Origin of the sequence: Caulobacter segnis, from assembly GCF_023935105.1 — a bacterium.
GTDB classification, from domain to species: Bacteria; Pseudomonadota; Alphaproteobacteria; order Caulobacterales; family Caulobacteraceae; genus Caulobacter; species Caulobacter segnis_B.
In genome coordinates, this window is sequence record NZ_CP096040.1 from 1922250 (window position 1) to 1935529 (window position 13280).

A 13280-nucleotide genomic window follows, 5' to 3' on the forward strand; every position below is an offset into this window, starting at 1 on the left:
CGCCTGACCGGACAAGCGTCCGTCGCGCCATCCTGTGCGCACGATCACTCCCCTCCAAGCGGCCCTGACCGCTTTTCTTTCGCTCGGCGCGGTCACCCCGCAAGCGCCGCGCCGAGCGCTTTTCTCGACATTTCACATGGTCCGCCGGGGGGCGGGCGCATCCTGGGAAACATCATGTCCGTATCCGGTCGTCTCGCCGCCGCCTCCGCCCTGGCCTTGATCTTCGCCGGCGGTCTGGCGCAAGGCGCGCTCGCCCAGACCCAAGGCGCCTCGGCGGCGATCGCTCATCCGGACGCCTGGCCCAAGGCCGCCAGCCCGGCGACGATCACCGACGCCAAGACCGAGGCCTTCGTCACCCGGCTGATGAGCCAGATGACCGTCGAGGAGAAGGTCGCCCAGACCATCCAGGCCGACGGCGCCTCGATCACGCCGGAGGAGCTGAAGAAATACCGGCTGGGCTCGGTCCTAGTCGGCGGCAACAGCGCCCCCGACGGCAACGACCGCGCCACGCCCCAGCGCTGGGTGGAGTGGATCCGCGCCTTCCGCGCCGCGGCGCTGGAAAAGCGCGGTGGTCACCAGGAAATCCCGATCATCTTCGGCGTCGACGCCGTGCATGGGCACAACAATGTCGTCGGCGCGACCATCTTCCCGCACAACATCGGCCTGGGCGCGGCGCGCGATCCCGACCTGATCCGCCGCATCGGCGAGGTCACGGCGCTGGAGATGGCCGCCACGGGCGCGGACTGGACCTTTGGGCCCACCGTGGCCGTGCCGCGCGACGAGCGCTGGGGCCGCGCCTACGAGGGCTATGCCGAGGATCCCGAGGTGGTGAAGGCCTATTCGGGGCCCATGACCCTGGGCCTGCAAGGGGCGCTGGTCGCCGGCAAGCCGCTGGCCCCCGGTCATGTGGCCGGCTCGGCCAAGCACTTCCTGGCCGACGGCGGCACCGAGGGCGGCAAGGACCAGGGCGACGCCAAGATCTCGGAGGCGGATCTGGTCCGCCTGCACGCCGCCGGCTACCCGCCCGCGATCGACGCGGGCATCCTGTCGGTGATGGTCTCGTTCTCCAGCTGGAACGGCGTCAAGCACACCGGCAACAAGAGCCTGCTGACCGACGTGCTGAAGGGGAGGCTGGGCTTCGAGGGCTTCGTGGTCGGCGACTGGAACGCCCACGGCCAGGTCGAGGGCTGCACCAACACCAACTGCGCCCAGGCCTATCTGGCCGGCATGGACATGATCATGGCCCCCGACAGCTGGAAGGGCCTGTACGACAACACCCTGGCCCAGGTTAAGGCCGGCCAGATCCCGATGGCGCGCATCGACGACGCCGTGCGGCGCATCCTGAGGGTCAAGGTCAAGGCGGGTCTGTTCGCGGACAAGCGGCCTCTCGAAGGCAAGTATGAGCTCCTGGGGTCGGCCGCCAACCGCGCCGTCGCCCGCGAGGCGGTCCGCAAGTCGCTGGTGCTGCTGAAGAACGACGGCGTGCTGCCGCTGAAGAGCTCGGCCCATGTGCTGGTGGCCGGCGACGGGGCCGACGACATCGGCAAGGCGGCCGGCGGCTGGACCCTGACCTGGCAGGGCACGGGCAACAAGAACAGCGACTTCCCGCACGGCCAGTCGATCTACGGCGGTATCGCGCAAGCGCTGAAGGCTGGCGGCGGCAGCGCCGAGCTGTCGGTCTCGGGTGACTTCAAACAGAAGCCCGACGTGGCCATCGTGGTGTTCGGCGAGAATCCCTATGCGGAGTTCCAGGGCGACATCACCAGCGTCGAATACCAGGCCGGCGACAAGACCGACCTGGCCTTGCTGAAGAAGCTGAAGGCGGCGGGCATCCCCGTGGTGTCGGTGTTCTTGAGCGGCCGTCCGCTGTGGACCAATCCCGAGATCAACGCTTCGGACGCCTTCGTCGCGGCCTGGCTGCCGGGGTCGGAAGGCGGCGGCGTGGCGGACGTGCTTGTCGGCGATGCGGCGGGCAAGCCGCGCCACGACTTCAGCGGCAAGCTCTCGTACTCGTGGCCCAAGCGGGCCGACCAGGAGCCGATCAATGTCGGCGACCCGGGCTACGACCCGCAGTTCGTCTATGGCTATGGCCTCAGCTACGCCAAGCCGGGCAAGGTCGCGCAACTGTCGGAGAACCCCGGAACGGCCTCGGCGGCGGTCAATGTCGACCGCTATTTCGTGGCCGGCCACGTTCCCGCGCCGTGGACGATGAACGCCGCCGGCGCGGTCTCGGTGAAGGCGATCGACGCCGGGGCGCAGGAGAACGCCCGCCAGGCCGTATGGAGCGGCGAGGGGGCGGGCGCGCTGAGCGTGCTGGGCCAACCCGTCGACCTGTCGCGCCAGACCACCGGCGACATGGCCGTCATGATCCGCTATCGCGTCGATGCGTCCCCAGAGAAACCTGTTTCCCTCGGGATCGTCTGTGGCGAATCCTGCGGGGCGGCGGTAGACGTGACGTCAACGTTGTCAGGTGCGAAACTCGGCGAATGGCGTACGGCCAAGATCAAACTTTCCTGCTTCATGGCCAAGGGCGCGGACGTGACGCATGTTTCGTCCCCGTTCTCGCTGTCGACGTCGGGTCGCATGACGCTGACGTTCACGGAGCTGAGGTTGGCGTCCAACGAGGGCGACGCCTTCTGTCCATCGAACTAACCAAAGAAGGAGCGACGGCATGATCCGCGCCCGTCGCTCCCGCATCGTCGCCACGATCGGGCCTGCTTCCAGTTCGCTCGACATGATCGTCACCCTGGCCACGGCCGGGGCCGACGTGTTCCGCCTGAACTTCAGCCACGGCGCCCACGAGACCCACGCGGCCGTCTACGCCGCGATCCGCGAGGCCGAGAAGATCGTCGGGCGCCCGCTGGGCATCCTGGCCGACCTGCAAGGCCCCAAGCTGCGCGTCGGCAAGTTCGCCAATGGCCCGGTGATCCTTCAAGCTGGCCAGGCCTTCCGCTTCGACAGCGACCCGAGCCCGGGCGACGAGACGCGTGTTCACCTGCCGCACCCCGAGATCCTGACCGCCATGCGGCCGGGCGCGACCTTGCTGCTGGACGATGGCAAGCTGCGCATGACCGTGACCGAGGCCGGTCCGGGCTACGCCAACACCACCGTCGTCAATGGCGGCAAGCTGTCCGAGCGCAAGGGCGTGGCCGTGCCGGACGTCGTGATCCCGATGTCGCCGCTGACGGCCAAGGACCGCGAGGACCTGGCCTTCGCCCTGCGTCTCGGCGTCGACTGGGTGGCCCTGTCGTTCGTGCAGGCGCCGGAAGACATGGCGGAGCTTCGCCGCATCGTCGAAGGCCGCGCCGCGGTTCTCGCCAAGATCGAGAAGCCCCAGGCCCTGAAGGTGCTGGGTCCGATCCTCGACCTGTGCGACGGCGTCATGGTGGCCCGGGGCGACCTCGGCGTCGAAATGGCGCCCGAAGAAGTGCCAGTGGCCCAGAAGGTCATTCTACGGGCGGCGCGCGAGCGCGGCATCCCGGTGATCGTCGCCACCCAGATGCTGGAATCGATGATCAGCTCGCCGACGCCGACCCGCGCCGAGGCTTCGGACGTGGCCAACGCGGTCTACGAAGGCGCGGACGCGGTGATGCTGTCGGCGGAATCGGCGGCCGGCGAGTATCCCGAGGAGTCGGTCTCGATGATGAACCGCATCATCGAGCGTGTGGAGCGCGACCCGCGCTGGCCCGAACTGATGCAGGCCGAGCAGATCCACGACGATGTCGACGCCGACGTGCTGGTGGTCGCCGCCGCCGGCGCGGCCAAGGCCGGCTCGACCAAGTGCCTGGTCGCCTTCACCACGACCGGAGCGACCGCGCGGCGGCTCTCGCGGGAACGCCCGCTGCAGCCGGTCCTGGCCTTGTCGCCGGACATCAACGCCGTTCGCCGCATGGCCCTGGTCTGGGGCGTCGAGTCCCGGGTCAGCGCCCAGCCCGACAGCCTGGAGGTCGTCACCACCGACGCCTCGAGCAAGGCTTTGGAACTGGGCTTGGTCGCGCCGGGCGAACGCCTGCTGGTTGTGGCTGGGACGCCGTTCGGCGCGCCGGGCGCGGCCAACCTGCTGCGCCTGGCGCACGCGCCGGGGCCGGGGCGGCGTCGATAATCGATGCTCCCCCGCATTGCGGGGGAAGGATCAGCCGAACGACGCGGGCAGCAGCCGCTCGTAGCTTTTGCGCACCGCGCCGTAGCACTCGCAGGCCATGGCCTCCAGGCCGCCGCGGTCCAGGATGTCGACGACGCCGCGGCGATAGCGGATCAGGCCCTTGGCCTGCATCGAGCCGGCCACGGCCGTCACTGTCGTGCGCTGAACGCCCAGCATGTCGGCCAGGAACTCCTGGGTCAGACTGACCGTGTTGCTGTCGATGCGGTCGTGGCACGACAGCAGCCAGCGGCAGAAACGCGCCTCCACCGCGTGCAGGGCGTTGCAGGCCACTGACTGGATGGCATGGCCGAACAGGGCCTCGTTATGCCGGTCGACCAGGTCGCGCAGGGCGGCGCTGCGGCTCCAGGCCTCGTGCAACGGGCCGGCGGCGACGCGCAGGGCCGAGCCGGGTGCCTGGACGATGGCGCGGCTCAAGGACTGGCGTGGGGCCACGGCGGCCATCAGGCCCAATGCGCCTTCGCGGCCGATCGTGGCCGACTCGATGGCCGCGCCGCTCTCCATCAGGGTCATCAGCGAAATGACGCAGTCCGTCGGGAAATAGACCTGATCGATCAGGTCGCCTGGGTCATACAACAGGCGGCCCTTGTCGAGATCGACCAGGGACAGATGAGGCATGAGCAGGCCCCTGTCTTCGGACGGCAATGCGAAAAGCAGTCGGTTCTTCAAGGTCGCTAACGGCCTAGTCATGCGGAATCGAACGCCGTCTGAGCGGCAAGGGTTGCAAGCTATAGGTGGGTAAGCTGTACCGCGCCGTCGCTTAGTCGACACAATGCAGTCAGGAGCGCGGCAAAAATAAATGAGTCCGCGAAACTCACTGTTGGGAGCCATCATTTGGTATGCGGACGATTTGTCGGATTCCCGACATAACTACTCAATGCGGGCCGTTATCAACTTGAGGTAATATAATATCGACAAGAAAAAGGCCGCCGAAGTCGGCGGCCTTTTGGAGCTTCGGTCAAGGGGAGCGGTCAAAAGCCCATCAGGCGGGCGTAGCGATCGCGGTGGAAGCTGGCGCCGCCGAACAGGGCCTCGGTGACGCGCGCGCGCTTCATGTAGAGGCCCGCGTCATGCGCGTCGGTCATGCCGATGCCGCCGTGCATCTGGACCATCTCGTTGGAGGCCATGTGGACCAGTTCGCTGGCCTTGGCCTTGGCCAGGGAGGCGAGGGCGCGGCTGTCATTCCCGGCGTCCAGGGCCTCCAACGCGGCCTCGACGCACGAGCGGGTGGTCTCCAGGTCGGTGAACCACTTGGCGGCGCGGTGCTGCAGGGCCTGGAACGTGCCGATGACCTGGCCGAACTGGGTGCGGGTCTTGATGTAGTCCAGGGTGATGTCGAAGGCGGCGCTGGCGCTGCCCAGCATCTCCGCCGCCAGGCCGGCATAGGCGCGGCCCAGGACGGGCTCCAGGACGGCCCAGCCCTTGTCGACCTCGCCCAGAATGGCCTCGGACCCGACCTCGACGCCGTCGAAGGCGATCTTGGCCGCGCCGCGCGAGTCGATCAGCGATAGGTGGGCGCGGGTGACGCCTGGCGCGTCTCCGGCGACCAGGAACAGGGTCAGGCCGTCGGTTGACCCCGGCGCGCCGCCCGTGCGGGCGACGACGATCAGCAGGTCGGCGGCCTCGCCGTCCAGCACGAAGGTCTTGATCCCGTTCAGCACGTAGCCCGCGCCGCTCTTGGTCGCGGTGAGCGCCGTGCGGGCCGGGTTGTGGTGCGAGCCCTCGTCGACGGCCAGGGTGGCGACGGCCGCGCCGGTGGCGATCCTGGGCAGCCAAGTCGACGTCTGGGCGTCCGAACCGCCCAGTTGCAGGGCCGAGGCGGCGATCATGGCCGAGGAGAGCAGGGGCGAGGCCGTCAGCGTGCGGCCGGTCTCTTCCAGGATCAGTCCCAGGCCCAGATAGCCGAAGGCGGAGCCGTCATGCTCTTCGGGGACGATCACGCCCGCCCAGCCCATCTCGCCCATCTCGGCCCAGGCGGCGGGGTCGAAGCTCTGTTTGGACTTGCCGTCGCGCAGCTTGCGCAGGGCGGCGACGGGCGCGCTCTGGCTGGTCCAGCCCTTGGCGGCGTCGCGCAGCATGGTCTGTTCTTCGGTCAGGACGGCCATCAGGCGTGCTCCCTGGATTGATGACGGACGGCCCAGTCGAGGGCCTGTTCCAGACGGTCGTTGCCCCAGAAGAGCTCGCCGTCGGCGGTGAGAAAGCTGGGCGCGCCGAACAGGCCGCGTTCCTTGGCCATGGCGACGTGCTGCTTGAGCTGGGCCTTGACCGGATCGGACTGGGCGGCGGCCAGGACGTGTTCGGGACCCGCGCCGACCTCGGCGATCAGCGGGGCGAGGACATCCGGACTGCCAATATCGAGGTCGTCGACGAAGTTGGCCTGGTAGACGGCGCGGCTGAACGCCGGGGCCCAGCCGTCCTCCAGGCCCACGATCGCCACGCGGGCGGCCAGCAGGCTGTTGCGCGGGAACTGGCTGGGATGGCGCAGCGGTAGGCCCTGGCTGTCGCAGACCCGCTCCAGGTCCCGCCACATGTACTGACCCTTCACGGGCACGGCGTTGAACGGACTATCGTTCAGGCCCTGCTGCTCATGGAACAGCGGACCCAGGATGAACGGCCGCCAAGCCACGGCCACGCCCTTGTCGGCGGCCAGCCGCTCGATGCGCATGGCCGCCGGATAGGAGTAGGTCGAGGCGAACTCGTACCAGAACTCGATCATGGATCAGCTTACTGGTGATCCAGCAGGCCCAGGACCCGCTTGGCGACGACGTTGAGGTTCACCTCGCTGGTGCCGCCCTCGATCGAGTTGCCCTTGGCGCGCAGCATGGCGCGCGGCGCGGCCAGTTCCTCGGCGGCGAAGCCTTCACCCTCCCAGCCCAGGCCTTGCAGACCCAACGCCTCGACCAGCAGTTCGGTGCGCTCCTGGTTCATCTTGGCGGCGGCGTATTTGATGATCGAGACGGCGGCGCTGGGGCCCGAGCCCTGCTTGGACTCGGCCTCGGCGCGGCGCACGGTCAGCATGAAGGCGTGGGCGTCCATCGAATGGGCGGCTAGGCGGGCGCGGAAATCGCCGTCGGCAATGCGGCCTTCGCTGTCGACGCCGATCTCCGTCTTGGCCGCCTCCACGGGCGAGAGCCCGCCGCCACCGCCGAAGCCCGAGGCGCTGATGTTCTGGCGTTCGTACTGCAGGAGCCGCTTGGCGATATCCCAGCCGCCGTTCAGCTTGCCGACCAGCTGTTCCTTGGGAACCTTCACGTTGTCGAAGAAGGTCTCGCAGAAGGGCGAGGAGCCGCTGATCAGCTTGATCGGCCGGGCCTCGACGCCGGGCGAGGTCATGTCGAACAGCACGAACGAGATGCCCTCGTGCTTCTTCGAGGTATCGGTGCGCACCAGGCAGAAGATCCAGTCGGCCTGGTCGGCGTAGCTGGTCCATACCTTCTGGCCGTTGATCAGGTAGTGATCGCCCTTGTCCTCGCACTTGGTCTGCAAGGCGGCGAGGTCGGAGCCGGCGCCGGGTTCGCTATAGCCCTGGCACCAGCGAATCTCGCCCTTGACGATCTGGGGCAGGAAGCGCCGCTTCTGTTCCTCGGTGGCGTATTCCAGCAGCACCGGGCCCAGCATCCAGATGCCAAAGCTCATCAGGGCCGGACGGGCTTTGAGGCGGCGCAGTTCCTGCTCCAGCACCTTGTTCTGGGCCTTGGAGAGGCCGCCGCCGCCGTATTCCTTGGGCCACATCGGCGCGGTCCAGCCGCGCTCGGCCATGCGGTCCAGCCACAGCTTGGCGTCGGGATTCTTCCAGACCATCTTGCGGCCGCCCCACGGGGCGTCGTCCTCGCCCATCGGCGCGTTCAGGGATTTCGGATAGTTGGCCTCCAGCCAGGCGCGGGTCTCGGCGCGGAAGGCGTCGAGTTCGGTTCCCCCGAAGTCGGCCATCGTCTCATCTCCCTAAGCGGACGGTTATGGGCCGACACACTACGCCTCGCGACGGCGGCGGCAAGTCGATTCAAACGATCGTTCGCGTCATCACCAGCGACCACGTCATGCTTTGCGCGCTATACGAAGGCTCGTTGCTGAATCCCGCCGGGGATTCGTCTCTTCGGGATCTGGATGTCCTCGACAGTTTTCAGGCCCGCGGCTCTGGCGATCGCCCCGACCCTGGCGGCGATCCTGACCGCGTCCGCCGGGGTCATGCTGCTGGCCTCCGGGGCCACGCCGTCCGAGCCGACCCGGTTCCTGCTGCTGCTGGCCTTCGCGCCGGATCTGCTGATCGAGATCAGCCACTTCTTCTCCTCGATCCTGGGTCTGGTCTTGCTGCTGCTGGCGTTCGGCCTGCGCGCGCGGCTGGGCGCGGCCTGGTGGGCGGCGCTGATGGTGCTGGCCGCCTCGGCGGTGCTGGCGATCTTCAAGGGCCTGAACTGGGAGGAGACGGCCATGCTGACCGTCTGTTTCCTGGCCATCGTCCCGTTCCACGACGCCTTCCCACGCAAGGCCGCCCTGACCAAGATGGAGATCACGCCCGGCTGGCTGCTGTCGGCCGCCGCCGTCGTCGCCGGCGCGGGCCTGCTGGGCTGGTGGTCGTTCAACCACACCGAGTTCGCCGACAAGTCCTGGATCCGCGTGCTGCAGGATCATGACGAGGCCGCCCGGGCCATCCGCTCGTCGGTGGCCGCCGCCATCGTGCTGCTGGCCGTCGGCGTCTGGCGCCTGATCGCCACGGCCGCGACGCCGGCCGTGGTCGATGACACCGATCCCGAGTTCGACCGCGTCCGCGCTATCCTGGCCAAGGCCGAGGACGCCGAGCCCAGCGCCAACCTCGCCCTGCTGGGCGACAAACGCTTCCTGTTCTCGGCCTCGGGCGAGAGCTTCCTGATGTTCGGGGTGCGCGGCCGTTCGTGGATCGCCCTGGGCGCGCCGATCGGCAAGAACGAAGAGCGCATGGAGCTGTTCTGGCGCTTCCGCGAACTAGCCGACGCCCACGCCGCGCGGGCCGGCTTCTACGGTCTGGGTCCCGAGGATCTGCCTGACACCGTCGACCTGGGCCTGGCCATCCAGAAGACCGGCGAGAGCGCCGCTGTGCCGCTGGAGGCCTTCAGCCTGGTCGGTCGTCGTCGCGAGGTCCTGCGCCGCAACTGGCGCAAGGCCGGGGAGGGCGGGGCGGCCTTCGAGATCCTGCCCGTCGGCGCGGCCCTGGAGATCATGGGCGAACTGCGCGCCATCTCAGACGCCTGGCTCAGCCACCACGCGGGCGGCGAGAAGAGCTTCTCGATGGGCGGCTTCGACCCGCGCTACGTGGCCGAGTTCCCGGTCGCGGTGGTGCGCGGCGAGGAGGGCAAGATCGTCGCCTTCGCCACCCTGTGGCTGACGGCATGCAAGACCTCGTTCTCGATGGACCTGATGCGCTATTCCGACGAGGCGCCCAAGAACGTCATGGACTACCTGTTCGTCGAGCTGCTGCAGTGGGGCAAGGACGAGGGCTACCAAGCGTTCGAGTTCGGCATGGCCCCGCTGGCCGGTCTGGAGGACCGCCCCCTGGCCCCGATCATGTCGCGCGTGGGTCGGCTGCTCTACGAGCGCGGCGAGGAGATCTACAATTTCCAGGGCGTACGCCGGTACAAGGACAAGTACGACCCGGTCTGGCAGCCGCGCTACATTGCCGCGCCCCACAAGTGGGCCATCCCTTTTCTGCTCGCCGACATCGGCCTGTTGTCCTCGGGCGGGGTGTCGGGCCTGACCAAACGGCCCAAGAAGGCGCCCGCGCCGCCCGCGACCTAGTAGCGCGGCTGGTTGCCGGTCTGGACCCCCAGCAGGTTCACCAGATGCACCATCATCAGCATCAGGGCGACGACGCAGACCATCATCATCGGGCGCCACGGCATCATGCGCGGGCCCTTTAAAACGTTAATGGGACGGGCGCCGAGCCAGCCGAACAGAACGGCGAGAACGAGAAACACGGCCGCGGCGGCGGCGGTCAGGGGCAGGTCCATGGCCGCTTCTAGGCCTGCGACAATCCGCCTGGCAAATGGTTAACCTGCGTTAACCCTCTTGCATTTGAAGCGCGCTACAGAACGTTCGAACTCTGTCCCGATTCCTCCACAATGAATCTTAACGCCACAAGATCTGGCGTTTTCGTCGCGTTTACACCCTAGGAATCGCTGACTAGCGTTTTCCCCAGGTGCGGGGAGATCGATTCGCATGACGGCGGCGTCGCCATGGAGCGTAAAGGGGATCGACCCCAAGGCACGGGAGGTCGCCAAGGACCTCGCGCGTCGCTCCGGCATGACTCTGGGCGAGTGGCTCAATCGGATGATCATCGAGGGCGATGGTCAGACGCCGGACTCTAACGCGGGCTCTGGCGACAGGCCGGGCCGCGCCTATCTGGAAATCGTCAAGGATAACGCGCCGTCGCGCATCGAGGTCGCGGAGCATCCGGCGGACGAGGTCGGCCGCGTGGCCGTGGCCATGGACCGCCTGACCAAGCGTATCGAAGCCGCCGAAGGCCGCAACGCCGCGGCCATTTCCGGCATCGACCACTCGGTCCGTGACGCCCTCACGCGATTGGGACAGGCCGAGCGTGAACAGATCGCTGTCGCCGCCCGTTTCGAAGGCGCCGTGAACGAACTCAAGACCGAGCAGGCCCGCGCGGGCGAACGCGTGCGCCGCATCGAGGCCGAGGCGGCCGGACCGCGTTCGGCCGAGGCTCTGCGCGCCTTGGAAGGGGCGCTGGGCAAGGTCGCCAGCCATCTCTACGACGGCGAGGCCCGGACCCGCGAAGCGATCGCGGCGCTGGAAGCCCGCCTGAACGAACAATCGCCCGCCGCGCCGCAAGATCCGTCCGCCCTGGTCGACGCCGTCGTGGCGCGCCTGGGCGAACGGCTCGAAGCCGCCGAAACCCGCACCAGCGAGGCTCTGCGCGAATTGAGCTCGTCGTTTTCGGCGCTGGATCAGCGCTTGGGCGCCGTCGAAGGCGCCAACCCCGCCGCCGGTGTCCAGGAACGCCTGGATGGCCTCGCCGCCAGCCTCAGCGAGAAGATGGAGGCCGCCCGTCTGGAGATGGCCGCCAAGCTGCGTGAAAGCGCCGACGGCCGCTTCGATCGCATGGAGCGCAAGCTGGGCGAGATGGCCGCGCACGTGCAGGCCGCCGAGCAGCGCTCGGCTCAGGCCATCGAGCGCATGGGCCGCGAGTTCGTCGGCGTCGCCGACGCGTTCAGCCGCCGGGTCCAGAGCTCGGAACAACGCAACGCCGCGGCCATCGAGCAGGTGGGCGGGGAAGTGGCCCGCATCGCCGCGTCCGTCGAGCACAAGCTGGCCCGCAACGACACCGTCCAGGCCCAGGCGCTGGAGAAGCTGGGCGGCGAGATCGCCCGCATCACCGAGAAGCTGGCCGAGCGCATCGGCAGCGCCGAGCGCCGCAACGCCCTGGCCATCGACGAGGTCGGCGAGCAGGTCTCCCGCGTCACCGAGCGCCTGAACCAGCGCCACGAGCGCTCCAGCCAGGAGCTGGTCGATCGCATCCGCCAGAGCGAGGAACGCACGCTCCGCATGCTGGAGGAAGCGCGCGAGAAGATCGACACCCGCCTGCACGACGCTCAACGCAAGTTGGAGCAGACCCCTCCTGCTTCGGTCCTGGCGCCCGAGGCCGAGCCGGTCCGCGCCGCGCCGCCGGCGGCGTCGCCGTTCGAGGAAAGCTATTTCAGCCAGGCCGCCTCGTTCAGTGGCCATGACGACATCATCGACGACGCCGACGTGTTCGGTGACGCGCCGCTTTCGCCCGCATCGCCGTTCGACGACGACGACTTCCCGGCCGCCGACCTGCAGGATCGCGGCTTCGGCCATGACGACTACGCGATGGCCGACGGCTTCGAACCGGAGGCGCCGCGCTACGAGGCCGAACCGGACGTCGCCGATCTTGCGCCCGTCGAGCCGGCCCGTCCGCTGTCGACCCGCGAGATCATCGAGCAGGCGCGCGCCGCCGCGCGCGCCGCCGCGGCCGCGGAAGCCAAGGGTGGCCCCAAGCCGGACAAGAAGGCCAAGGGCGGCTCGTTGTTCGGCGGCTTCAAGAGCCGGAAGGCCAAGAACCGTCTCGGCGCGACTGTCGCCACGGTCGCGATCGCGGTCGGCACGGCCTCGGCGCTGGGCGCCGGCGTGGGCGGCCTGTTGCTGCTGAATGGCGAGGGTTTCGGCGCGACCACGCCGCGCGTCGCCGACCGTCAGGCCGATGTCGGGGGCAAGGCGGAGGCCGACGCCGCGCCGCGCGCCGCCGTGGCCCTGTCGGCCACGCAGCCGTTGCCGGTTCAGGGCGAGATCGCCCCGGCTCAGCCTTCCGACGAGGCCAAGGTCCTGTTCGAGGACGGCGTCCGCAAGATCGAGAGCGGCGACCGCTCGGGTCTCGAGGCCCTGAAGCGGGCCGCCAACGGCGGTTATCCGGCCGCGCAATTCTATCTCTCGAAACTGTTCGAGAGCGGCAAGGGTGGCCTGAAGGCTGACATGCCGGAGGCGCGGCGCTGGGCCGAACGGGCCGCCGTGGGCGGCGATCCGCGCGCCATGCACGATATCGCGCTCTACAATTTCAAGGGCGTTGGCGGTTCGCGCAACGTCGCCGCCGCCGCGGTGTGGTTCCGCAAGGCCGCGGACCTCGGACTGGTCGACAGCCAGTTCAACCTGGCTCAGCTGTACGAAGGCGGATACGGCGTCAGCAAGAATCCCGCCGAGGCCTACAAGTGGTTCGTGATCGCCGGCCGCGCCGGTGACGCCACCGCCCGTAGCCGCGCCACCGCCCTGCGCGCCCAGCTGACCGCCGAGGCCCAGCAGACCGCCGATCGCTCGGCCCAGGCCTTCCGGCCTCAGGCGCAATCGACCGCCAGCCTGTCCAGCCCCGCGCCGGCCGCCGACGCCAATCTGGGCCTGGCCCAAGGCGTGCTGTCGCAATTGGGCTACTATCAGGGTCCGCGCGACGGCGTCGCTTCGCCCGCCCTGCGCATGGCCATCGCCGCCTACCAGCGCGACCAGGGCCTGCCGGCCTCGGGCGGCGTGGACGCCGAGACGCTGAACCGCCTGTCGGTCTACGCGCGGTAGTCCGTCCGCTTCGCGTTGACGCCCGCGCGCCCAGCCGGCAATCAGGATAAAC

At 68.8% G+C, this 13280-nt stretch carries 9 protein-coding genes; 4 read left to right on the forward strand and 5 right to left on the reverse strand.

The genetic code is table 11. The features are described from left to right. Window positions 1-174 precede the first annotated feature (174 nt). Window positions 175-2652 carry a glycoside hydrolase family 3 protein gene (locus tag MZV50_RS09395; RefSeq protein WP_252634186.1) on the forward strand — a complete coding sequence of 826 codons (2478 nt, stop codon included), beginning with the start codon at window positions 175-177 and terminating at the stop codon, window positions 2650-2652. Window positions 2653-2671: 19 nt separating this feature from the next. Continuing rightward, on the forward strand, window positions 2672-4102 hold the full coding sequence (pyk, locus tag MZV50_RS09400; RefSeq protein WP_252634188.1) for a pyruvate kinase: 1431 nt from the start codon (window positions 2672-2674) through the stop codon (window positions 4100-4102). Window positions 4103-4132: 30 nt separating this feature from the next. On the opposite strand, the gene MZV50_RS09405 is transcribed toward pyk, so the two are convergent. From MZV50_RS09405 to MZV50_RS09420, 4 genes are all read right to left on the reverse strand, one after another. After that, window positions 4133-4777, reverse strand: a complete 645-nt coding sequence (locus MZV50_RS09405) for a Crp/Fnr family transcriptional regulator (protein ID WP_252634189.1) — start codon at window positions 4775-4777, stop codon at window positions 4133-4135. 353 nt (window positions 4778-5130) lie between these two features. Then, window positions 5131-6264, reverse strand: a complete 1134-nt coding sequence (locus MZV50_RS09410) for an acyl-CoA dehydrogenase family protein (protein WP_252634190.1) — start codon at window positions 6262-6264, stop codon at window positions 5131-5133. Then, window positions 6264-6875: a 2-hydroxychromene-2-carboxylate isomerase gene (locus tag MZV50_RS09415; protein WP_252634193.1), complete on the reverse strand. Its 612-nt coding sequence runs from the start codon at window positions 6873-6875 to the stop codon at window positions 6264-6266. Before MZV50_RS09415 ends, MZV50_RS09410 begins: the two co-directional genes overlap by 1 nt. Window positions 6876-6883: 8 nt before the next feature. After that, window positions 6884-8089 (reverse strand): acyl-CoA dehydrogenase family protein, encoded by a 1206-nt coding sequence (locus MZV50_RS09420; protein ID WP_252634195.1) that lies wholly within the window; start codon window positions 8087-8089, stop codon window positions 6884-6886. Window positions 8090-8263: 174 nt separating this feature from the next. Here MZV50_RS09420 and MZV50_RS09425 point away from each other — a divergent pair, with 174 nt between their 5' ends. Next, a complete protein-coding gene (locus MZV50_RS09425) occupies window positions 8264-9928 on the forward strand; it encodes a phosphatidylglycerol lysyltransferase domain-containing protein (RefSeq protein WP_252634196.1) in 1665 nt (554 codons plus the stop codon). Here the strand turns inward: MZV50_RS09425 and MZV50_RS09430 are convergent. Continuing rightward, window positions 9925-10140 (reverse strand): hypothetical protein, encoded by a 216-nt coding sequence (locus tag MZV50_RS09430; protein WP_252634198.1) that lies wholly within the window; start codon window positions 10138-10140, stop codon window positions 9925-9927. The two genes, MZV50_RS09425 and MZV50_RS09430, sit on opposite strands and share 4 nt — an antisense overlap. A gap of 208 nt (window positions 10141-10348) precedes the next feature. On the opposite strand from MZV50_RS09430, the gene MZV50_RS09435 reads away from it, so the two are divergent. Beyond that, window positions 10349-13228: a peptidoglycan-binding protein gene (locus MZV50_RS09435; protein WP_252634199.1), complete on the forward strand. Its 2880-nt coding sequence runs from the start codon at window positions 10349-10351 to the stop codon at window positions 13226-13228. Window positions 13229-13280 lie beyond the last annotated feature (52 nt).

Coding starts and splice junctions, on each gene's coding strand:
- MZV50_RS09395 (WP_252634186.1), top strand. CDS start 175: ATGTCCGTATCCGGTCGTCTCGCCGCCGCCTCCGCCCTGGCCTTGATC.
- pyk (WP_252634188.1), top strand. CDS start 2,672: ATGATCCGCGCCCGTCGCTCCCGCATCGTCGCCACGATCGGGCCTGCT.
- MZV50_RS09405 (WP_252634189.1), bottom strand. CDS start 4,777: ATGCCTCATCTGTCCCTGGTCGATCTCGACAAGGGCCGCCTGTTGTAT.
- MZV50_RS09410 (WP_252634190.1), bottom strand. CDS start 6,264: ATGGCCGTCCTGACCGAAGAACAGACCATGCTGCGCGACGCCGCCAAG.
- MZV50_RS09415 (WP_252634193.1), bottom strand. CDS start 6,875: ATGATCGAGTTCTGGTACGAGTTCGCCTCGACCTACTCCTATCCGGCG.
- MZV50_RS09420 (WP_252634195.1), bottom strand. CDS start 8,089: ATGGCCGACTTCGGGGGAACCGAACTCGACGCCTTCCGCGCCGAGACC.
- MZV50_RS09425 (WP_252634196.1), top strand. CDS start 8,264: ATGTCCTCGACAGTTTTCAGGCCCGCGGCTCTGGCGATCGCCCCGACC.
- MZV50_RS09430 (WP_252634198.1), bottom strand. CDS start 10,140: ATGGACCTGCCCCTGACCGCCGCCGCCGCGGCCGTGTTTCTCGTTCTC.
- MZV50_RS09435 (WP_252634199.1), top strand. CDS start 10,349: ATGACGGCGGCGTCGCCATGGAGCGTAAAGGGGATCGACCCCAAGGCA.